General features: G+C 70.9%; 16 protein-coding genes and 1 riboswitch. Of the genes, 7 read left to right on the forward strand and 9 right to left on the reverse strand.

Translation table 11 applies throughout. From position 1 onward, the window contains the following. The first annotated feature begins 53 nt into the window (after positions 1-53). The gene (locus tag EV375_RS20585; protein WP_130300745.1) at positions 54-965 is read left to right on the forward strand and encodes a serine hydrolase; all 912 of its coding nucleotides are present in this window, start codon (positions 54-56) and stop codon (positions 963-965) included. Between the two features lie 219 nt (positions 966-1,184). Here EV375_RS20585 and EV375_RS20590 read toward each other — a convergent pair whose 3' ends face one another. Together EV375_RS20590 and EV375_RS20595 are read right to left on the reverse strand one after the other, a co-directional pair. After that, on the reverse strand, positions 1,185-2,486 hold the full coding sequence (locus tag EV375_RS20590) for a PP2C family protein-serine/threonine phosphatase (protein ID WP_486588605.1): 1,302 nt from the start codon (positions 2,484-2,486) through the stop codon (positions 1,185-1,187). A gap of 164 nt (positions 2,487-2,650) precedes the next feature. Then, the gene (locus EV375_RS20595) at positions 2,651-3,577 is read right to left on the reverse strand and encodes a Rieske (2Fe-2S) protein (RefSeq protein ID WP_130300747.1); all 927 of its coding nucleotides are present in this window, start codon (positions 3,575-3,577) and stop codon (positions 2,651-2,653) included. A 494-nt stretch (positions 3,578-4,071) separates the two neighbouring features. Continuing rightward, a riboswitch (cyclic di-AMP (ydaO/yuaA leader) is annotated at positions 4,072-4,231 on the forward strand. A gap of 12 nt (positions 4,232-4,243) precedes the next feature. Between EV375_RS20595 and EV375_RS20600 the strand changes: the two genes are divergently transcribed. Further along, positions 4,244-4,984 (forward strand): ATP-binding protein, encoded by a 741-nt coding sequence (locus EV375_RS20600; protein ID WP_130300749.1) that lies wholly within the window; start codon positions 4,244-4,246, stop codon positions 4,982-4,984. A gap of 37 nt (positions 4,985-5,021) precedes the next feature. Then, positions 5,022-5,438: a (deoxy)nucleoside triphosphate pyrophosphohydrolase gene (locus EV375_RS20605; protein WP_165434782.1), complete on the forward strand. Its 417-nt coding sequence runs from the start codon at positions 5,022-5,024 to the stop codon at positions 5,436-5,438. A 46-nt stretch (positions 5,439-5,484) separates the two neighbouring features. Here the strand turns inward: EV375_RS20605 and EV375_RS20610 are convergent, their stop codons facing one another. Beyond that, entirely contained in the window at positions 5,485-6,204 is a 720-nt protein-coding gene (locus EV375_RS20610) for a DinB family protein (RefSeq protein ID WP_130300751.1), read from the reverse strand. Between the two features lie 327 nt (positions 6,205-6,531). Between EV375_RS20610 and EV375_RS20615 the strand changes: the two genes are divergently transcribed. Beyond that, positions 6,532-7,464 (forward strand): YDG/SRA domain-containing protein, encoded by a 933-nt coding sequence (locus EV375_RS20615; RefSeq protein ID WP_130300753.1) that lies wholly within the window; start codon positions 6,532-6,534, stop codon positions 7,462-7,464. 413 nt (positions 7,465-7,877) lie between these two features. Here EV375_RS20615 and EV375_RS20625 read toward each other — a convergent pair whose 3' ends face one another. Continuing rightward, complete coding sequence (locus EV375_RS20625; RefSeq protein ID WP_130300757.1) at positions 7,878-8,348, reverse strand: SseB family protein; 471 nt, start codon at positions 8,346-8,348, stop codon at positions 7,878-7,880. 291 nt (positions 8,349-8,639) lie between these two features. After that, complete coding sequence (locus EV375_RS20630; protein WP_486588606.1) at positions 8,640-10,541, reverse strand: PrsW family intramembrane metalloprotease; 1,902 nt, start codon at positions 10,539-10,541, stop codon at positions 8,640-8,642. Positions 10,542-10,757: 216 nt separating this feature from the next. On the opposite strand from EV375_RS20630, the gene EV375_RS20635 reads away from it, so the two are divergent. After that, a complete protein-coding gene (locus tag EV375_RS20635; RefSeq protein WP_130300759.1) occupies positions 10,758-11,702 on the forward strand; it encodes a PRC and DUF2382 domain-containing protein in 945 nt (314 codons plus the stop codon). 176 nt (positions 11,703-11,878) lie between these two features. Here EV375_RS20635 and trmB read toward each other — a convergent pair whose 3' ends face one another. From trmB to EV375_RS20650, 3 genes are all read right to left on the reverse strand, one after another. Next, positions 11,879-12,688: a tRNA (guanosine(46)-N7)-methyltransferase TrmB gene (trmB, locus tag EV375_RS20640; RefSeq protein ID WP_130301996.1), complete on the reverse strand. Its 810-nt coding sequence runs from the start codon at positions 12,686-12,688 to the stop codon at positions 11,879-11,881. A 279-nt stretch (positions 12,689-12,967) separates the two neighbouring features. After that, positions 12,968-14,365, reverse strand: coding sequence for an L-2-hydroxyglutarate oxidase (gene lhgO / locus EV375_RS20645; RefSeq protein ID WP_486588607.1), 1,398 nt, complete (start codon positions 14,363-14,365; stop codon positions 12,968-12,970). Between the two features lie 135 nt (positions 14,366-14,500). Continuing rightward, positions 14,501-15,994, reverse strand: coding sequence for an NsdA family TPR-like regulatory protein (locus EV375_RS20650; RefSeq protein ID WP_130300761.1), 1,494 nt, complete (start codon positions 15,992-15,994; stop codon positions 14,501-14,503). Positions 15,995-17,479: 1,485 nt separating this feature from the next. Between EV375_RS20650 and EV375_RS29825 the strand changes: the two genes are divergently transcribed. Continuing rightward, positions 17,480-20,182, forward strand: coding sequence for an asparagine synthase-related protein (locus EV375_RS29825; RefSeq protein WP_486588608.1), 2,703 nt, complete (start codon positions 17,480-17,482; stop codon positions 20,180-20,182). A 130-nt stretch (positions 20,183-20,312) separates the two neighbouring features. Here the strand turns inward: EV375_RS29825 and EV375_RS20665 are convergent, their stop codons facing one another. Continuing rightward, positions 20,313-21,194 (reverse strand): EamA family transporter, encoded by an 882-nt coding sequence (locus EV375_RS20665; protein WP_486588609.1) that lies wholly within the window; start codon positions 21,192-21,194, stop codon positions 20,313-20,315. A 246-nt stretch (positions 21,195-21,440) separates the two neighbouring features. Between EV375_RS20665 and EV375_RS20670 the strand changes: the two genes are divergently transcribed. Continuing rightward, on the forward strand, positions 21,441-21,875 hold the full coding sequence (locus tag EV375_RS20670) for an Lrp/AsnC family transcriptional regulator (protein ID WP_130301999.1): 435 nt from the start codon (positions 21,441-21,443) through the stop codon (positions 21,873-21,875). Positions 21,876-21,948 lie beyond the last annotated feature (73 nt).

The raw sequence follows: 21,948 nt of genomic DNA on the forward strand, positions 1-21,948 counted from the left end.
GCACGCATGTGTGCCGGTGCCGGCCCCGCCACTGACGATGGAGCTTCGAGTTGATGCGTGTATCCAAGAGGGCCCGCCGGGCCGGCGCTGTGGCGGTGGCGGCCGGAGCCCTGCTGGCCGCGGGACCCTTCGTCTTCCCGGCGCAGGCGGCCGGGCCCTCCGGCGTCAAGGCCAAGGGCGCCTTCCTGCTGGACAACTCGTCCGGTGAGGAGCTGTGGGGCAAGGGCTCCGACACCAAGCGCCAGATGGCCAGCACCACGAAGGTCATGACGGCCGCGGTGGTCGTCAGCTCGGGCGTCGACCTGGACCGCCGGGTCACGGTCAAGAAGGCCTACCGCGACTACGTCGCCAAGTGGGGCGGCAGCACCGCGGACCTGAGGACCGGCGACAAGCTGAAGCTGCGGCAGCTCCTGTACGGCCTGCTGCTCCCCTCCGGCTGCGACGCCGCGTACGCGCTGGCCGACGCCGTCGGCAAGGGCGGCTCCACGAGCGCCCGCGTCAGCTCCTTCATCGGGAAGATGAACGCGAAGGCACGCCAACTCGGCATGAAGAACACCGAGTTCGACTCCTTCGACGGCATCTCGAAGAAGGGGCGCAACCACTCCACGGCACGCGACATGGCCAAGCTCGGCAAGTACGCCCTCGGCAGCACGAACATCCGCAAGGTCGCGAAGTCCACGTCGACGAAGCAGAAGGCGACCAACGGCCGCACCTACACCTGGTACAACACCAACCGGCTGCTCGGCTCGTACCAGGGCGTCATCGGCATCAAGACCGGCACCGGCACCAAGGCCGGGCCGTGCCTCGTCTTCGCCGCCGAGCGCAACGGCCGCTCGATCACGGGCGTGCTCCTCAACAGCAGCGCCCGCTACACGGACGCGAAGAAGATGCTCGACTGGTCGCTCCAGCAGAAGACCCCGAAGCTCGACCTGCGCTCGCTCCCGGTGGGCGCGGAGCGCGACTGACACGACCGGAGCGCAGGCCGCTCCCCGCGCGGACGAGAGACCGTGCGGGGAGCGGCCCCGCTCCCGCGCCGGCCCTGCATCCCGTGCGCACCCGCGTCCCGCTCCCGCCGCTCCCGCGCCCGCCGTTCCGCGCGGCCCGCAGTGCCGCAGCGGTCCGCACCGCCCGGGGGTCGTCACCGTACGGCCGCCCCCGGCCCGCGTTCCGGGTTGCCCGCCGGCTCACCGCGCCGAGGCCGCGTGCGTGGTCGTGTGCGTGGCCGCGTCCTGCTGGAGGACGACGATCACCAGATCGTCGTTGATCGACTCGGCCCACCGCGTGACGTCCTTGTGGACGAAGGAGACCACCTCCGACGGGTCGACCCTTTCGGGCCGGCCCCCGCCCCGGTGATGCCCGCCGACTGCGACCCTCCCCGTCCTCGAAAGGCCCGAATAGCGTTCCTCGAGTCGCCGCTCCAGCGGGTAGAACCTGCCGCCGCGGCTCCGCGCCTCAGTGACCCCGTCCGAGCAGGCGATCAGTGCCTCGCCCTCGGCCAGCCGGTACGTCGTCTCCCTCACCGGCCCGCCCGGCGAGAGATCGCCGAATCCCAGCGGCAGCGCGGGCTCGGGAGTCAGCGGTACGACGCCCTCCGGGCCGCCGAGCCGGAACACCGGCGGATGGCCACGGCTGAGAATCCGCACGCACCCCCCTTCCTCGGGGAACTCCAGCAGCACCGCCGTTGCGAACATCTCCTGCGCCCAGCCGCGCGGCGTGCCCATGACGGGGACGGCCAGCGAGCCGCCCACCTCCATGTCCTCCCGGTCCATGGCCATCGCCCCCTCGATGCGCTGGGCCACCTCGGACAACGTCGGGCAGGACATGGCCGCCTCACGGAACGACGACGTGATCGTCGCGACCCCCTCCGTCGCCCCGATGCCCTTGCCGCGTACGTCGCCGATCACCGCTCGCACCCCGTACGGCGTCGGCCGGACGCTGTAGAGGTCGCCGCCGATGAGAGCGGCCTCGTCGGCGGCGCGGTAGACGCCCGCGATGCGGACGTGACGCAGCCGTTCCGGCAGCGGCCGCAGCAGCGCCCGCTGAGTCGCCTCGGCGACCGCCTGCACCTGTACGAGCTGAAGCGTGGTGCGTTCCAGGATCATGGACAGCAGTGTGGAGAAGCCGGTGACCAGGACGAGAGTGATGACCGGACCGGTGACGTTCTCCGGGTACACGTCCGTCAGGGCAACGTGCAGCCCGATCAGCAGTCCGACCGAGAGCAGTCCGATCAGAAGCGTCACCGCGGGCTGCGACAGCAGCGCCGCCAGGACGACGGCGGCGGTGAGGAACGAGGCGAACGAGTAGCGGCTCGGCGTCAGCAGCTCCAGGACGAGCGCCAGCAGCACCAGCGTCGGCGGGAGGGCCTTCACCCATGGCGGCAGCAGGTCCGTGCGCCGTCCCGCCGACGCGTGCCTGGCCAGCACACCGGCCGGAAGCCTCAGGCGTTCCAGCAGGTGCCTGGTGGTGCCCGTGCCTCCCGCGTCCACGTCTGTCGTTCCCTTCTGCGGGTGCGCCGCTGTCGCTGCCGTCCAGCCCCTCGCTCGGTCTTCGCCCGTCTCTGCCACAGGTGCCGATGCGGCTTGGGGCTGTCCGTCGGACAGGCCCAGGCGTCCCGTGCGGGTGATCGACGGGACGGTGACGCACCAGCGGTTCAGGCGAGGCGCGCCTCAACCAGTCCGTCCACGTGCCGCGTCTCGAAGACGGGCTGGGGGGACGTCGCGGGTCCGCTCACGTTCCAGCCGTCCGAGAGCCGGAAGACGCTGCCGTGCCAGGGGCAGCGGACACACCCGTCGACGAGTTCTCCCTGCGAGAGCGGTCCCGCCATGTGGCTGCACCGGTCGGCCAGGACGTGCACCGTGTTGCCGGTCGCCCGCACCACCAGAACCGGCGTCTCTCCGACGATCCGCCGCACCGCCTTCCCGACGGGGAAGTCCGCGACCGCGCCCAGCGCGTGCCAGCCGGGCTCCGTACGCACCGGGATGTCCTCGGCGTGGTTGACGGCCGCCGCCTGCCGGTAGGCCAGGTGACCGCCGAGCGCGCCGCCGACCGCCACGGCCGTGAGCCCGGCGTAACCGAAGGCCCGCCCGCGCACGGTGTGGCCCCGCACGCGCGCACCCAGCGAGTAGGCGTAGAGGATCACCCCGGCGGAATTGGCGACCGCGTGCAGCAGACCGACGCGCATCTGCGGTTTGCGCAGCTCAGCCCAGTCGACCCACCCGGTTACGGCGGCGGGCACGGCGGCGACGAGCCCCGTGGCGATCAGCACCGCCGGCGCGTAATGCCGGCGCTTGCCCGGAATCAGGTCCAGGACGGCGGCCGAGAACCAGGTGCCGAGCGGGACCTGGACGAGCGCCGGATGAAGGGGGTGGCCGAGCCAGTGGCCGTGCAGTACGTCGCGGTCCTCGTCACTGAGGGGGAGTGCGTGCACGGCCCGCTGGAGTCCCTGGACCGGGGGGTCCAGCCGGGTGTCCTGCTCGGTTCTCTCGATGGCGGCGAGTACGCGTCCCTGCCGCTCGGAGTCGGGCAGCACGGCGCGCAGGGCGCTGGCGCAGGCAAGCAGCTTCTGTGAATAGGACATACAGCCCGGTTCCCGTCAGCAAGCCGAACAAACCGTGACATCCAGGGCGTGGCTGGTGGCCGGTCCGTCCGATGGGCCGGTCGGGCGGGCCCCCTCCGCCGGGTCGGCACGCCGCGCTCGCAGAGCGATGCCGTCGGTGCCTCCGTGGCCGTGCGGCGCCTCGCTCTGTCGCTGCCGCTCCTGCTGAGGCGTTCCGTCGGTCGTTCCGCTCGATGCTCTCCCCCCTTGAGGGGGCGGGGGCACTGCCCCGTCACGATTGGTTCACCGGTCACGCACAGCGACCACACGCGCGGTGCAGAGTGAGCAAGTGCCCCAATTAGCCCTTACTGTCCAGGAATCCGCATGTCATGGAGCTACAAATCTCACTGGAACCGCTTGGAATCTCAGCGGCGGCTCTATTAACGTTCCATAACGCAGCGCGGTCGTCACTGCCGTCACGAGAGACGGCTCCGTGCGCCGTCGCCGAATCCTGAAAGTGCACCACCCCGAGCCACAACTCGATATCGCTGCACCAAGGGAACCGGGGAACCACCCCCTGCCACACGGCAGGGACTGGGGTGAATCGGCAAGTTCCGCCCACGGGCGGGCAGTTCGTAGGAGACCTTCCTGCTCCGAACCCGTCAGCTAACCCGGTAGGCGAGAAGGAAGGAAAGGAGAACGGCCCCCGTGGCGTCCAACAGGCATGCCCCCGAGGGCACGTACGACCCGTACCTGGACGACGAAGAGTCCGACAGACACGGCGAATACGGCCCCTACGGCAACGATGGCCCGCACCAACAGCCCGGTAGCTTCGACTTCTTCGAGCAGACCGGCAGCTACGGCCAGTACGACTCGTACGCATCACAGCCGGCTGACACCTACGGCGCGTACGACAGCTACGGCACGTACGGTTACGGGACCGACGGGGCATACGCCACACAGGAGTTCGCGGCGCCCGAGAGCGCACCGAAAGGCTGTGGACCGATGACCGGCGGCGAAGAACGCCCCGCCCTCGCGGAGCTCGAACGGCAGCACCTGACCCGCAGGTGCTGCGTCACCCTGACGATCCCGCTCCTCGCGGAGCCTGAAGCTCTCTCGCCCGTACGCCACCGCATCGGCGCCTACTTCGAGCTGTGGGGCCTTCCCGAACTCGCCGACACAGCCCGACTGTGCGTCAGCGAACTCCTCACCAACGCCATCGTCCACGTCGGCCCGGGCACCCCGGTCACCCTTCACGCCTCCATGGCCGGCCCACGCCCGCGTCTCAGCCTTACGGATCCGGCACCGGGTGCGCCTCCGGTCCTCCAACGGGCTCCGGACGAAGCCGAGTCGGGCCGGGGGCTCGCTCTCCTCGACGCGCTGACGCACGGGTGGGGCGTGGAGCGAAGGGCGGACAGCAAGACGGTGTGGTGTGAGCTGGGCACATGAACTGAAGCTGCTCACCATGAAGCAGTAGGTTCCGAGCATGGACAAGGCAGAAGCACCGCGAGTGGTGGTCGGGGGCGCCGTGTGCGACCAGGGGAAGTTGCTCGGCGCCAGACGAACTGCTCCGCCGTCCCTCGCAGGACGCTGGGAACTGCCAGGTGGCAAGGTCGAGCACGGCGAGACACCGGCTCAGGCACTGGTCCGGGAACTACGCGAGGAATTGGGGATTGAGGTCGAACCTCTGGAGCGCCTGCCCGGAGAATGGCCTCTTCAGCCGGGACTTGTCCTGCACGTCTGGCGTGTGCGCTTGTTGAAGGGCGAACCCCGGCCGCTCCAGGACCATGACGAAGTGCGGTGGCTAACGGCCGCGGCGGCCTTCGAAGTTGACTGGCTGGACCAGGACCGACCGGCAGTTACGGCTGTCGTGCAGTCACTCACTCGCTCCACAAGCCAGTGAGAGCGGCGCCCTGGTCGGAATCATTTACGCGCAGCGTGCCTGGAGCCTAGCCGCCTGTGCTGAACCGGGCCTGCCACAGGTCGCGGAGCAACGCGATCTCGGCCATATGGTGAATGAACTCAAGGTTGGCGCCCGACAGAACACTGATGTATGGCTCGTCGGAGTCGGAGCCGTATGGGTATTGCGAGAAGCCGACCGTGTTGAGCTGTTCGTCGGAGACGGCTGCGACGCTCTCACGCCAGCGGTCGATCAGTGCCCAGAACCGCTCGAGTGCCAAGGACGCGGAGGGGGCGAAGTCGACCAGCAGCTTTGGCTCCTGCTGCCGCTCGCCGAATGTCCACTCCCAACTGCCTGCGAAACAGAAGTGCAAGTGCCCCAGCCGCCACGCGATGGTCGTGACCGGCGCTTCGTCAGGCTCCGGTGTGCCGGTGTGGGCGAGGACCTGCTCGACTCGCTCGACACTCACACTCCAGTCCTCTGCGATCTTGGCGACCGACATGCCGCTGGCGGCCTGTCGGCCCACCTCGGCGTACTCACTTGCCGGGATGTCCGGGGCGCCCAAGTCGAGCACCCACTCTCCAGGCCCGAACGCCCTGGGCGTCGTCGCCTCGCCCCGGGGCCGGATGGACCAGCACTCGGGTACCGGCTCCCACAGGTACTCCTCGTCGCTGAGCCCCCTCAGCCGCACCTGGGCCATTTCCCTGGCGTGGTCGAACTGGTCGAGCAGCAATGCCAAACGATCGGCCTGCACTGACTCAGTCTCCACGTCTGCCCCCTTCGCGGCCGTGCCCCACCTCGCCGTCCTCAGATGGAAGTTAACGCTCACCTCGCGGGCGTGCGACTGATTTCTTCACCCCACCAACCACCCCCAGCCCCCAGTACCTTTCGCCTCACCGCAGTCGTCCAGGCCGTCGACCTCTCCCTTGATGTGGCCTGCGCGAGCTGCGGTTGAGAAGAGGCTCAGTGGCACATGGCGCCTCTGCCTACTCGGCGATAGGTCAACTTGCCTGCACGGCCCATGAGTTGATGTGGCGTTAGCCAAGCGTGATTGTCCTGTGTGCTGCAGTCAATGTGGCATTGACAGCGTTGGTGGATGGTCAACTCTTCCAAGCCTGTTTCGTTCGGTGAGCCCGAAGGTGTTACTGAGGGTGACTGGTTTCCGAGTCATGCAGCGTTGTACGAGCACGGACTGCACAGGAGGCCGGGGCGCGGAATATCCGGTTCGGCAGAAAAAGGAACCGACTCCATAGTGCTTTCGGGTGGCTACGTCGATGACGTCGACGAGGGTGAGGTCATCCTGTACACCGGCGAGGGAAAGCAGGAGGACAATGAACTTGTAGAAGATCAATCCTGGGACTCGCCCGGGAATGCAGGCCTGGTGCTTACAGCTGCCCTGGGGAAGCCGGTGCGAGTGATCGAAGGGCTTGAGATTCGCGGAGGTCGCCGTAAGAGAGTGACTGGCGGCTACGAATACCGTGGTCTCTACCGAGTCGCTGATTTCTGGACCGACATAGGTAGGGCCGGGCTTCAGATTTGCCGGTTTGAGCTTCGTAAGGTCACCCCCGGTGAGCAGATTCCTCGAATCCCGGCATCGCCGAAGGTTGAGGGCGATACTGACCTTGAAGCACAAGCCCGTCGTTACATTACAAGGCAAGGACTTGCCCGGGACTCCGCAGTCGTCCGACAGGTCAAAGACATGTATGAGGGCACGTGTCAGATCTGCTCGGCCCAAATCGTTGTGTCGCCTTCAGGTAAAACGTATAGCGAGGCGGCGCATATCCAGGCCTTGGGTAAGCCGCACGAGGGACCGGATGAACTGGGTAACGTACTTTGCCTATGCCCGACTTGTCACGTTCGCTTTGACCGGGGTGTTTTGCAGATTCAGGACGACTGGTCGGTCCTCGACACGATTCAGGGTGAGGTCGTGGCGGTTCTTCGCCGCGAGGAGGGGCACGCGATTCGGCTGACCTATGTTCGACAGCACCGCTCTCGATGGTCAGATCGCCGCTCGACCGAGCGGGCTTGAAAAGGCCCATGAGCAGTTGGGCGTGGAGGCGGCGTGCTTCAGGGTGACTCCATGCCCACCCTCGTCGCCTTCCATGCCCACTGCGCTACGGCCCCGAGTTGGCGAGCGGGATCTACTGTTCCCCTCGGAAATCACTCACGCGATCGACGTACGGCGGTGTGCCCGCCGGAAACAAGCGGCGCCTGCCCGGCGGCAGGTGCGCACCGCGCGCGGCAGTCAGGTGGAGGGCACGGGCAGGATCGCGCCGGTGATGCGGGCCCTCGTGCGGCTGCCGGCGCCGGGGTTCGAGTTGCTGCTCGGACGCGAGTGGTTCGTCGAGGCGGGTCAGGCGGGGTCAGGGCAGCGAGGTGGCCGTCGCCCCCGTACGGGCCGTAGGCCGAGGCTCTGCGCACCAAGCCCCTGGAAGAAGCCCCTCAACGACGCCTGCCGCGGCCTCCGTTGGCGGCGTACGCCTCCGTCGTCGCGCTGTCCGGGACGACGCCCGCCACTGGCGGCAGCACCTTGCCGTCGCCGGTGCCGGCGTCGAGTGCGACGCCGCATGGCCGGCCGGCCGCGGGTACTACGAAGTCCAGGAGCTTCCAGCCCATGACCTTGCGGTGGTCCCAGGTCTGCTTGCCGTCCGTCTCGGAGGTGCCGGGCTGCCGCATGCCGATGTCGGCGTCGCTTCCGTTCTTCGCGAAGGCGGCCAGGACCTTCTCGTCGGAGAAGGCGAGAAGCCAGCGGATTCCTTCGACGTCGGCGGACCAGATGCCGCCTTGGTCGTCCATCGGTACGAGCAGAGTGCGCAGGCGGATGCCCCGGAGGAAGGCGGCGAACTCGGGCCCTCCGGCGGCGGCTTCCTCACGGACCTGCTTCTGGGCGGCCACCAAGTCGGTCAGTTGCACGACCGCCCCCAACCCTCTGCTGCCACTCCCGTACCAATGGGGGCATGCTGGCAGCGATACGAGGTCCCCGCAAGTATGTGCTAGTCGATGCAACGGGTGTATGAATGGGCGAACTTGGACAACTTGAGCCGGGTTTGTCCGCCGTCCCTTTGCCGGTCCCATGCCGAACTACGCTGTCGGCGCCGTCCGTTCACACGGCCCTCGTTACGGGACCTGCCCTCGGCCCCTCCGTGCAGTTGAAGCCCGAAGGCAGTCGCCGGCCCGGCAAACGAGCCCCGGCACCGACCCCCGTCAACGGGCCGGGAACTGGAGCGGCCCGTGCGGCGCCGTACCGCCGCCCCCGGGCGGGCGGCCAGGCGCACCCGCGGGCGGTCCTCCCCAACCCGGGGGCCGGGGCGGACGGTAGCGGTTGAGGTTGATCGCGGCCGAGGCCGTCGCAGGCCCGGCGACGCCGTGCCGGTGCCAGAGGTGGTGCAGGAGTTCCTGCTCGCGTGCGTGGAAGTCGGGTGCGGGCGTCCCGTGGTGGGCGCGGGCCCGCAGCAGCGCCAGCGACGTCGCGAAGTGCTGGTATTCGGCGACGGTGCGGGCGCCCGTCGGCCCGTGCCTTCGCCGGGCGAGCGTACGGGCCATCGTGCGCGCCCGCATGGAGGCCAGGCCCCACGGTTCCGGTGCCTCGAACCAGCCGGCCGCGGCGTACGCGGGAAGGGTGTCGCGCACGGTGCGCAGCTCCAGCCGCCGCGACCAGATGGCCAGCCATGTGAGCGCCGTGAAGACCGGAATCATGAAGAGGGCGTAGACGAACAGGAACGTGAAGTCGGGCAGGGACGCGGAGCCGTTCCAGATCGCGTGCAGCAGCGACGCGGTCAGCAGCCCGAGGACCGGGATGAGGATGCGCAGTGTCCGTCGGAGGCTCGGCAGCGCTGCGACGATGCCGAAGGCGATGCCGGTCAGAGTGGTGAAGAGCGGGTGCGCGAACGGGGCGACGATGATGCGGATGAAGAACGTCATGGCGGTCACAGACTCGTGCAGCGCGTCGGGGCCCAGGAGTTGGTCCTCGCCGAAGGCGGTGCCCAGGTAGAGCACGTTCTCGGTGAAGGCGAAGCCGGTTGCGGTGATGCCGGCGAGGGCGATGCCGGATATGACGCCGTTGAAGTGCCGTCTGCGGAAGAGGAAGAGCAGCAGGATGGCCGCACCCTTGGCGGTCTCCTCGACGACCGGGGCGATGACGGCGGAACCCAGTACATCCGCACGGGACTGCGCGTCGGCGTCGGCGAAGGACGTGATGAGCCAGTTGGCGGCGAGGCTGTTGGCGAGGAGCGCGACCAGGGTCGCGGCGAACGCTCCCCATGCGAAGGCGAAGAGATGGTTGCGCCAGGGCGTCGGCTCGACGCCGTCGATCCAGCGGAAAGCGGAGACGAGCAGAGGCACCGGCAGGACGGCCAGACCGAGGCCGACGAGGAGCCCGAGCGTGCCTGTCTGCTGCCGAACGATGCCGAGGATGATCAGGCCGCAGAGCGCGAGCAGCGCGACGAGCGCGAGAGCGCGCAGCGTGCGGCGGTGACGGCTCCACCACGAGGGCGTCGCCGGCACGCGGTAGCGCCACTCGGCGGGGGAGGCGGGCATCGCCGGGAACTGGGGCTGCCGGTCCCAGGCCGGGACGGGGTGCGTGTGGGGCTGTGGCTGGAGCTGCGGTTGCGGCTGCTGCGTGGGCGGTTGGGACGGCGGATGCGGCTGGGGCGGGCCGTACGGGTGCGCGTACGGCTGGTGCTGCGGGGCCGCATGCGGGGGCGGGCCGCCGTACGGCTGTGCTTGCGTCTGTGGCTGCGGCGTCGAGGGCGGGGCGGGCTGCGAGGCGGGAGGTTGTGCCTGTGCCGGTGCCTGTGCCTGTGCCTGTGCCTGTGCCTGTGCCTGTGCCGGGGGTTGCTGTGGTGGGACGGGGCCCGGGGTGTACGGGCTGCCTGCCGGGCGGGAGTCCGCCGCGTCCGTCCCCTGTGCCGCTGCCGTTCCGGCTGAGGGTTCCGGCGTCTGCGCGGAGCCCTGCGCCTCTCTCGCGTCGGCCGACCGCGCCGCGTCCTGGCCCGTGGCGCCGCGGTCCTGCGTGGGCGGGTCCGTGCCTGCCGCGTCGTGCCGCTCTGCGGAGGGGGCCTGCGCATGCGGGGGCGCGTCGCGCGCGCCGGAGGGTTCGTCGTCCACCACTCGACAGTAACGAGGCAGGCGACGGCCTGTAGCTGAGTGCCCCGGATTGACGGACAGGGCCTGTGAACAGGGCTGTCGGCAACGGAAGGGAGGCCGCTCGTTCACCCGTTTGGCCTGATTTGCCCCTGGATGTTCTGGTACGGGTGTGCACGCGACTGCGGGCCGAGTTTGGCTGGAAGTGGAGCCATACGCCATTGGGAGTAGGAGGCCTTCATGATCTCCCAGGAGCAGATCCCGGCAGTGGTGGATCACATGATCTACGACCCCGACGGAAAGAAGATCGGCGAAGCACGTCACGTGTTCCTGGACGAACGCACGGGCGAGCCGGAGTGGGCCACGGTCCGTACGGGTCTCTTCGGCACTCAGGAGACGTTCGTACCGATCCATGAGGGCCGCGTCGTCGGGGACAACATCGAGGTGCCCTTCCGCAGGACGAAGGTGAAGGAAGCGCCCCACATGGACGTCTCCAGGGGCCGTCTCACGGAGCAGCAGGAGCGCGAGCTCTACAGCTTCTACGGCCTGGCATGGGACGGGTCGCAGGCGGCACCCGAAGCAGGAGGAGAGGCCCAGGGCACGGCCGCAGGCGCCGGTACCCGGACGGCCGAGGCTCCTGAGGCCGGTGCGGCCGCCGGCGCGGCGGGCGCAGCCGGAGTCGCGGGAGCCACCGGGGCGGCAGGAGAGGCTTCCACCGGTGCGACGCCCTACGCGGGCGAAGCGGCAGGTGCCGGTGCGGCGCCGACGTCCGCCTATGCGACCGAGCAGGATGCCATGACGCGCTCCGAGGAGCATCTGCACGTCGGCACCCAGCGGTACGAGACGGGCCGTGCGCGCCTGCTGAAGTACGTCGTCACGGAGGAGGTGGAGCAGGCCGTTCCGGTGCGCCACGAAGAGGTGCGTCTCGAGCGTGAGCCCATCACGGACGCCAACCGGGAAGCCGCGATGAGCGGGCCCGAGATCTCGGAGGACAGCTACGAGGTCATCCTCCACGACGAGCGTCCCGTCACGGAGGTCGAGGCGGTGCCCGTCGAGCGGATCCGCCTGGTCACCGAGGAGCACGTCCGCCAGGAGACCGTCCGCGGGACGGTCCGCAAGGAGCGCATCGAGGTCGAGGGAATCGACGATTCGACGGCCTACGGCTCCGGCGGGGCGGCCGCCTGACGAGCGACCCCAACGACCTGGCAAGGACCTGATCCGGGCCCGGCAAGGGACCGGCATGGACCCGGCAAGGACCGGAATGGAGCCGGCAAGTCCCGTGCAGGGAACGGCGACAACAGGAACGGAAGGTGCAGGGCAGGGCAGCACGTGCCCTGCCCTGCACCGTGTCCCGGGCTGGTTCAGACGCGCCGGAAGAGCAGGTCGCGCACCTTGTGACCCTTCTCCAGGCCCTGGCCCTCGAAGCGCGTACGGGGGCGGATCGCCGGACGTGGCGCGAAACCGCCGTCGAGCTGGGTGTTCTCGTACGAGGGGTGACCGGAGAAGACGTCGAGCATCTGCTCGGCGTACGGCTCCCAGTCCGTCGCGCAGTGCACGAGCGCGCCCGAACGCAGGGGACCCGCCGCGAGATCGAGGAACTCGTGCTGGATCAGGCGCCGTTTGTGGTGGCGCTTCTTGGGCCACGGGTCGGGGAAGTAGACGCGGAGGCCGGAGAGGCACTCGGGCGCGAGCATCTCGCGGAGCAGGATGATCGCATCGCCGTTCCCGACGCGGATGTTGGTCAGCCCGCGCTCCTCGGCGAGGCGCAGCAGGTTGCCCTGGCCGGGGGTGTGCACGTCCACGGCGAGGAGGTCGGTGTCCGGTTCCGCGGCGGCCATCTCGGCCGTCGCCTCACCCATGCCGAAGCCGATCTCCAGGACGACGGGACGCTCTTCACGCCGCTGCTGACCGGGCAGCTCCGCGGAGGTCTCCGGTGTTCCCGGCCTCGCCGGTGTCTCCGGTGTCTCCGAGCCGGCGGCGTCGGAGAACAGCTCGGCCAGGTCGATGCGGTGCCGACCGTCGATGTCGAAGCCCCACTTCGGCCAGAGCCGGCGCAGCGCCGCTCGCTGCCCCGCCGTGACGCGGCTGCGGCGGGGCTGGAAACTCCGGATGCGGCGCTCGTGATGCGACCCGGCCGGGTCGGCCGAAGGGCCGCTGCCGTCCGGGAACATGGCAGGTTTCTCAGGCTTCTCAGGCACAGTACGTCCACTGTAAGGGCGTGGCGCACGGCCCTGAGCTGGGCTCCCGTTCTTCCCGTCCCGGGCCGCCGTCCCGCAACCCCCGGGCTGCCGCCCTCTGGCCCCGGGCCGTCCCCCGGGCTGCCGTCCTCTGGCCCCCGCCCCCGGCCACCGGGAGCGCGGCACTTCCGCGTCACCCGCTCCCCGCCACAGGGCTCGGGGCTCCGGCTGCTCGCGTCCGCGCGTCCCGCCGTGCCGACCCGGTCGGGGGGCTCAGCGGGCCGCCGCCTCCAGTGCCTTCAGGGCGCTGAGCGCGCGTGCGGCCACCTCGCGGCCGATGGGCAGCGATGCCGTCGCCGCCGGGGAGGGGGCGTTGAGGACGTGCACCGCGTGCGGGCCCTCGGTGATCAGGAAGTCGTCGACGAGGGTCCCGTCGTGCAGCACCGCCTGCGCCCGCACTCCGGCGGGTGCCCGGACCAGGTCGCTCTCGGAAACCTCGGGGAGCAGCCGCTGCACCGCTCTCGTGAATGCGCGCTTGGAGAGGGAGCGGCGCAACTCCCCGGCGCCGTAACGCCAGTGGCGACGCGCCATGTGCCACGTGCCGGGGTGGGTGAGGACGCCGGCGAGCTCGCGTGGGCGGACCGTGCCCCAGTCGTAGCCCTCCAGCGCCAGGGCGGGCACGGCGTTCGGGCCGAGATGGACGCCACCGTGGACGCCGCGCGTGAGGTGGACGCCCAGGAAGGGGAAGGCCGGGTCGGGCACGGGGTACACCAGGCCGCGCACCAAGTCCTCGCGTGCACGCTCCAGTTCGAAGTACTCGCCGCGGAAGGGCACGATGCGCGCCGCCGGTTCGTCACCGGTCAGCTGCGCGACCGCCGCGCAGTGCAGGCCCGCGCAGTTGACCATGGCGCGGGCCCGTACGACGGAGGAGGCCGGTGGGCGCCCCGCGGAGCCGGCGGCGGCGCCTTGGGCTTCCACCCGGAGGGCCACGCCGGCGCCGGGGCGCCGCTGTACGGCCGTGACCTGCGAGCCGTAGCGGATCTCGGCGCCGCCGTCGCGCGCGAGGCGTGCCAGCTGCGCGGCCACCGCGCCGAAGTCGCACACGCCGGTCGTGCCGACGTGGATCGCGGCCAGGCCGCGCACGTGCGGCTCCCGCTCGGTGATCTGCGCGGGGCCCAACTCTCGTACGGGGATGCCGTGTTGTCTGCCGCGCTGGATCAGCGCGTGCAGCCGGGGCAGCTCCTCGCGCTCCGTGGCGACGATGAGCTTGCCCGTCACCTCGTGCGGAATGCCGTACTCGGCGCAGAAGGCGACCATCTCCGCCGCGCCCTCCACGGCGAACCGGGCCTTGAGCGAACCGGGTCTGTAGTAGATCCCGCTGTGGATGACGCCGCTGTTCCGCCCCGTCTGATGCCGGGCCGGTCCGGGCTCCTTCTCCAGGACGACGACGCGCGTGCCCGGCGAGGCGCGGGTGATCGCGTAGGCGGTGGAGAGGCCGACGATGCCGCCGCCGACGATCACGACGTCGCAGTCGTAGCCGGGGCGGGAGCCGCCCCGGCGTGAACGGGCACGGCGGGAGCCGCCGGGCGTCGCGGGCGCCGGCTTCTGCATGGCTCTCCCCGGGGTGGTGCTGGAGACGCTGGACGTGTCGTGCGGGTGCGGTTTGCTCATCGGGGACGTGTGGGCGGGCACGTCATCCATCATGAACCGCACCACTGACAACGTGCTGCGACGCAGGTCACGATGTCATCGCGCCCCGCCGGGCGCCACCCCCGCTCAGGCAGTACCCGCACCCGGGGCCCGTTCTCACGCCGGTGCGGCCAGCAGCGGACGCGCCTGCTCCCTCAGCTCCGCCACGCGTGGCTCGTCCCCGTACGGTTCGAGCCGGTTCAGCAAGTCGCGTACGTACTCGGTGGTGCGCGCCGACGAGATGCGGCCCGCCACCTCGACCGCGCGGGCTCCGGCCGCGCACGCCGCGTCCAGATTGCCCGACTCCAGCTCGGCGACCGCCGATACGACCAGGCGCAGGCCGTGCGACCGTACGAACTCCTCCGTCGGCTTCGAGAGGGCCTTCTCCGTGAAGCGGCGCACCTGACGCGGTGCCTTCAGGTCGCGGTAGCACTCGGCGGCGTCGGCGGCGAGGCGGTCGTAGGAGTAGAAGTCCAGCCAGGAGGGGTCGGCGTCGCCTTCGCGCGCCCGTTCCAGCCAGCTCTCCGCCGCGGACAGGGCGGCACCGCAGGCGTGCGAGTCGTCGGCCTTGGCGTGGGCGCGGGCCTCGACGAGGCGGAAGAAGCTCATGGTGCGTGCGGTGGCAAGGCCGCGGTTGCGTTCCACGGCTGCCTGCGCGAGGTCGACGCCCTCGTCGGCGAAGCCTCGGTAGGTCGCCTGGAGGGACATGGAGGCCAGTACGTAACCGCCGAGGGGGACGTCGGCGGCGGCCCGGGCGAGCCGCAGGGCCTGGATGTAGTACCGCTGTGCCGCCTCCTGCTGCCCGGTGTCGAAGGCCATCCAGCCTGCGAGGCGCGTGAGTTCGGACGTCGCGCCGAAGAGGGAACGGCCGACCTCGTCGGTGTACGCGCCGAGGAGTAATGGTGCCGCGTCCACGCGCAGGCACTCCGGCACCATCGACGAACGCCAGTCGCCGCCGCCGTATTTGGAGTCCCAGCGGCGGGCCTCGTCGGCGGCCTCGCGCAGCTTCGCGACATCGGTGTGCCCGACGCGCAGCGGCGACGCGGGTTCCGAATCACCGGCACTGTCAGGGCCGTTGGCGGCGCCGTCGGCTCCGGCGCCGCCTCCCGTTCCCGACGCGGCGGCGGTCTCCGGGTCGCGGGCGACCGAGCTGTCGGCCGGGGTTATCAGCCAGCGGGACGCGGGCGTCGCGTACGCGCTGACCGCGAAGGACCCCGCGAGCGACTGCCAGATGCCGCCTCCGCCGCGGCGGCCGCCGTGCAGATCCAGACGGTAGAGGTCGGTGGCGGCCTTCACGGCCGCCCGTACGTCGCGCGGGAAGGCGAGACCGACCTCAGGCGCGGGGTCGGCGTCGGCGAGACCGATCTCGTGCAGCGGCACCGGGCGGCCGAGCTTGCTCCCGATCGCCGCGGCGATCAGGTGCGGCGCGGCACCCTGCGGGACCATCCCCTTGGAGACCCAGCGGGCGACGGACGTCTTGTCGTAGCGGAGCGTCAGACCGCGCTGGGCACCCAAGTCGTTGACCCTGCGGGCGAGTCCGGCGTTGCTGATTCCTGCGAGGGCGAGAACGGTGCCGAGTTTCTCATTCGGCCCGCGTGGCTCCCTGGACATGCGCGCACACCCCTGACACACACCGACGGCCGCCCCGCCGGCCGGTGCGAACCGGCGGCAAGACACCTGCTACCCGCGCGAGAGGCGCGGGATGCGTCCCTCGACCGCCGGACCTGACCTGTGCGGCAGGCACGACGCTGGAACGCACTGAAGACTTAGCGTAGTTCGCCGGATCCCTACCGTTAAGAGGCGCCCGGTGGGATGGCGGGATTCGTGTCCGTGCGCAGGGCGGCACGGGGCGGCGTGGACCGGCGCGCGGTTGTGTACTGCCTGTCGCCGGATACGGCGGCGGCAACTGCCGGCGGGCGGGCGGATGTCCGGTCGGCGGCGTTCGGCCCGACGGGGCGTGCAGGGGCCCGTGGACGGCGGACGGGCGGAGCGCGTGCGGCCGCCGAATCCGTGGGAGTGTCTTCGTGCGGCCGGGTGTGTCACCGCTTGTCCCGATGTGCATGCGTGCGCCTGCCGTTGGGCGCGTACGTGCGTGCGGCACGTGCCAGCGTTCTTGCGGCGCGCAGGAGCCGTCCGAAATCCATGTGGAGAAGTCGTCGGACAACGGTGGTTCCGGGGGTTTGCCCGTGCTCCGGGTGTGTGGTCGTGCGCCCGCTCATGCGCCTGTGAGGACGGGCGGGCGGGAGGTTCCATGAGAAATGCGTGGGTCGGCCCGCTGAACTGGACCAGCGGGCTGGGGGAAACCGTCGCCCCATTCCCCGCGGGCGGCGGTCCGGCCCGGGAAGTTGGAGAAGCCTTCCCGGGCCGGCGGACCCCGCCGGAGGCTCTCACCGCGTGCACGGCGCGCGCCCGCAGGCCTGTTGCCCGTGCCTTCCGGGCTTCTCCCGCCGTCCTGCTGCGCTGCCCGTGCCTGCCGTGACCTTCGAGATGTGGCGACTCCGTGTGCGCGTCATCGACGATCTCGGTCGCCTCGCAGGGAAGTCGGCGCGGCCCTCCGGAACGCCGTCGCTCGCGCCGGCGCCTCACTTCCTCTCGACTTGCTCATGGAGACGCTGTGACCGCGTCTGAGAGGGTCTCCCCATCGTCCGCGCCGGTACCGGTTCCGCACGTTCGTACGAGCGCGGTGAACACGGGGCGTAGGAATCCAGGGGCACCCGAACCCGCTCCGGGGCCCCGTCAACGGGCAACCCCGCTCTCATACTTGGCCGAATAACATCGGTCAGCCGTGCGGTGCCGCAAGCCGACGCCAGCGGTATATGCCTGCCCTCCGCCCGTGCCGGGATGCCCGGCCGCCTTCCACCGGAACCGCCCCGCGACCCGGCGCACGAACCTTGCAACCCACTTTCACAGGCGGCGCGTTGAGGGCAGATATGCGCCCCTTTCGCGCCTCTCGTGCACCCTTCTCGTGGCAACATGGCCGCAGGGCAGCAATGGGGCATCCCTGTCGGAGGCAGGGGAAGGGCCCTCCCCGCCGGAGGAGGCAGGGAGGGCGCGCACACCCCGACGGCGTCACTCAGGCAGCGGAGGCGGGCGGCGATGCGGTGGTTGGTGGGATGGAGCAGCGCCGCTCCTGGACGCGGACGGTACGCGCCCGGCTCGCTGGAGCCGGTGGGCGCACAGTTGCTGTGGAGTGACCCCGACCCCCTCTGGGCCGTGGGGGACTGGCGTCCGGACGAGGTCCGCGTCATCGAGGCCGACGCCGCCAACCGCATTGCCGTCTTCGGGTGTTGCGGCGCCAGCGACGAAGAACTGCGCCTGGGCCTGTCCGCCGCACGCGGCGGTGCGTACCGCCATCTGACTGCCTGGCCCGGCAGTTACACAGCCGTCGCCTACGTCGGCCGCCGGCTCACCATCGCCGCCGATCTCGCGGGAGCCCGGCCCGTCTTCCACACTCCGTGGGACGGCGGCACCGCCTACGCCACCGCGGCCCTGCCGCTCGCCGACCTCACCGAGGCACAGCTCGACGTCGGGCACCTCGGCGCGCTGCTCGCCTGCCCCGACGCTCCCGAGGCGCTCGGGGACGGCACCCCCTACGAAGGGGTGCGGCGCGTACCACCGGGACATGCGCTGATCCTGCGCGAGGGCAGCCGCGAGATCACGAGCTACGAACCCGCGTCGTCGCTCGTCGTCTCCGCCCCTCCGCCCGTCGACCCGGAGACCGCCGTGGCGCGGGTGCGCGACGCGCTGGTCGAAGCGGTACGTGCCCGGCTGGCGGCCCCGCGGCACGCGTCGGAGAGCGACATGGGCTACGGCTACGGAGCCGGCGGCGGCGGCACGTACGGGAGTTACGGCACGTACGGCAGCGATGTGATGCCCGGCAGCCGCGGCGCGTACGGCGACGGCGCCGTGTTCGGCGGCGGCGACAGCTACGGGAACAGCGACACGTACGGCAACGGGTACGGGAACGGCGGTGCGTACCCCGGCGGTTCCTACCCGGGGGCTGCCTACGCGGACGAGGGGTACGGCGAACGGGCTTACGCCGAGGGGGCGTTGAGCGACAACGCCCGCCCCGGCGGCGTCCACGGGCACGACGACGAGTACCTGCACGATGCCTACGGAAGCGACACGCATCCCCACCCGCGCCCCCATCCCCATGAACGCGCCGCTTACGGCAACTCCGGTGCCGGGCACGGCGGTTCGTCGCGAGGCGCCTCCGGTACCCGCAACGGCCGGACCGCGAACGGCACGGACGGCCGCGACCCCGGCCCGGTTCCCGGCATGGGCCCGGCCGACAGGCGCGCGGCACGCGGTGGCCCCGCCCCCGGCGTGGGTGCCGACCTGTCCGGCGGACCGGCCTCCGGCACCCTCGCGCTCCTGGCCGCGGGGCTGCCCGGCGTGCCGGGCACCGTCCACGGCACGCTGGACGGCTCGGAAGGAGGCGCGCGGCTGCTCGCGGTGACCTTCAACGACCTTGCCACCAGCACCGGTTCGGACGGCTCGGCCGCCGCCGAGCTCGAGCGTGCGCGCAGCATCGCGGAGAATCCGCGGCTGCACCATGTCGTCGTCGCGGCAGGTGAAGAGGCCCTGCCGTACGCCGACCTGGACGGGCCCCTCACGGACGAGCCCGGACCGTCTCTGGTGGTCGCGGGACGGCACCGTCAGCGGCTGGCCGTCGGCAGTTCTGACCACTTCGTCGGATACGGCGCCCGCCAGGTCATCGACGCCCACCCCGCGCGCCTCGCCGACCTGCTGATGGACCGCCGCCGACGTCATCTCCTGCGGCCCGTCGCGGCGTTGGCACGGGCGGAGGACGTACCGCCGGGGCGGTCGGTGCTGGTGCCGTGGACGGTCTACAGAGCGGCCCGCAAGCTTGCGCGTACCCAGTACCGGGACGGCGTCATCAGCACCGCCGAGCGGCTGCGTGCCGGCGGCTCGTCCCGGAACGGAACCGGGCGCAACAGCGCCGGACGGAACGGCACCGGTCAGGGGCGTGGCGCCGGAAGCGGCTCAGGAGCGGGCTCCGGAAATGACGCGGCCGCGGACACGGGGAAAGGTTTTGCCGATCTCGGCGTCTTCGGCGGCGCCGGCGGCTACGGCAGCGAGGGCGCCGTCGGATCCTCCGTCGCCGCTCTCACGTGGTGCCGTCCAGGTCCGGCCGCCCGATGGCTGACGGGGGAGGCGCTCGCCGAGGTCTCCGCGCGGCTCGAGGCCGCGGCCCGGCTCCGGCCGACCGTCGAGCGCCCCGGCGAGCGCCGCGCCCGCGCCGCCCTCGCGCGCCAGGCCTCGGACCACCGCGTCCTCGAACAGGCCGCCGAGATCCGCAACCAGCGGCTCCACGCGCCCTTCTACGACAACCAGGTCGTCAGGGCCTGCCGGGACCTCCCCGAGGCGCTGCGCGTCAAACCGGGCGCCCGGGCGTCGGTGCTGCGTGCGGTGCTCGCGGGAGCCGGCGTGCACGACGTGCCACCGGGCTGGGGCACCCCGTCCCACGCTTACCAGGCAGCCTCTGTGCGCGCGGGCCTGCGTACCGCCGCTGGCGAACTCATCGACCTCTTCGACTCCCCGCTGCTTGCCGACGCCGGGCTCATCGAGGCCAGAGTCGTACGGAAGGCCATCCGCGCCGCTTCCCAGGGCGAACCCCTGCCGCTCGACGGACTTGCCGACCTCGTCTCGACGGAGCTGTGGCTGCGTCGGCTCATCTCGCGCCGCGGTACATGCTGGACGGGTTCCGCCGCGCCCCGGCAACGTGCCGTGGCCTCGGGCGTGCTCCCCGCCGCCCAGAAGCGGCCCGCGCTGTGACGCCGCCGGCGGCTCGTCCAGCTGAACTGCCGACCTGCTGAGCCCCAGGTGAGGCACCTGTCCCGTTGAGCCGTCCATCGTGTTGAGCCGTCCATGGTGTTGTTCCGCCCACCCGCTGAGGCGCACGGCGTCATGCCTGCGGAGAGGTCTGTGATGCCTCCGGCGCGGAGGGCGTCCGGGGCGGAGGCCGAACGGCGGACGCGCCTGCCGCACGTTCCTGATGCACCGCTACTCCGGCTACGACCAGTGCGACACCGGTCAGTTCGAGCCACGTCGGCACCTGCGTCAGCACGACGAAGCCGATCAGGCACGCCGTCGCCGGCAGCAGCGAGAGCATGAGCGCGAACGTCGCACGGGGCAGACGTGACATGGCGAGCTGATCGCAGACGTAGGGGATTACCGAGGAGCACACGCCCACCCCGAACGCGCTCGCCAGCAGCACCGGCGACGTGATCGCGACCGCCGCCTCACTCACGCCGACGGGAGCTACGACGGCCATCGCCACGAGCATCGCCGCACCGAGACGGTCGATGCCCGAAGCGCCTCCGTCAGCGGCCAGCCGGTGACCGAGCACCACGTAGAGCACGAACAGCGCACAGTTGCCGAACGCGAAGGCCAGGCCGAGTGGTTCGGCCGCGAGATGCACGTCCGTGAGCAGCCAGACACCGCCGACGGCCATCAGCAGCGCACACGCGTTGCGTGCCGAGCGAAGCCCGGACACGGCGAGCACCACCGGCCCGAGGAACTCGATCGCTCCCACCGTCCCCAACGGCAGCCGCTCCAGGGCCAGATAGAACGAGCTGTTCATCAGCCCCAGCACGGTCCCCAGCGCCAGCAGCAGCCGCCGTTGCCGCCACGAGGATGCGACCCACACCCGCCACGGCCTACGCCAGAGGGCGAAGACGACCGCGGCGGAGGCGCAGCGGAGCCAGGCGACTCCCAGCACCTCGATGCGGGCGAACAGCAGCACCGCGAAAGCCGGCCCGAGGTAGTGGAAGACGGCGCTGGTCACGAAGTACGCGGATGGCGGCAGACGGTCGGCCGCCCTTACCGCCGCGGAACGGTTCCCGGACCGAGGCGCACCCTTTCCGGCGGCGGCCCCGGCACTCACCGCAGCTCGACGAAAGCGCGAGACATTGACCATGCCTGACACGATCGCAAGCATGAATGCGCGAATCCATGCCGAAAATGCAAGCCTGGGCCTGAAGCGGTTTCTGATCCGCGCTGAAAATCACCCCTCACTTTGGCGATGATGAAGATGGACGCTGTGGACAGGGCAATCCTGACCGAGCTCGACGCCGACCCACGCCTGCCGACCGCCGAGCTGGCCCGCCGGATCGAGGTCTCGGTGCCGACCGCCCGCGACCGCCTGCGAAGGCTGCAGGAGGACGGCGTGATCCGCGGCTACCGCCTGGACGTGGACCCGGCGGCGCTCGGATACCCGGTCGCAGCCTTCGTGCGCGTACGGCCCGGGCCCGGACAGCTGCCTAAGATCGCCGAACTCGCACAGAGCCTGCCGCAGGTCAGCGAGTGCCACCGCATCACCGGCGAGGACTGCTTTCTGATCAAGGTCCATGCGGCGGACGTCGGCTCTTTCGAGGAAGTCCTCGACCGGTTCCTTCTGCACGGGCAGACCACGACCTCGATCGTCCAGTCCACCCCCGTCCGGCCCCGGACACCCGGACTCGGTTGAGCCGGTGCTGATGCACGGCACCGGACGAAGGAGGCCGGGCCGCCGATTGGGAGATCCGACCGCCCACCGGCAG

The sequence above is a fragment of the Streptomyces sp. CNZ301 genome, assembly GCF_004217425.1.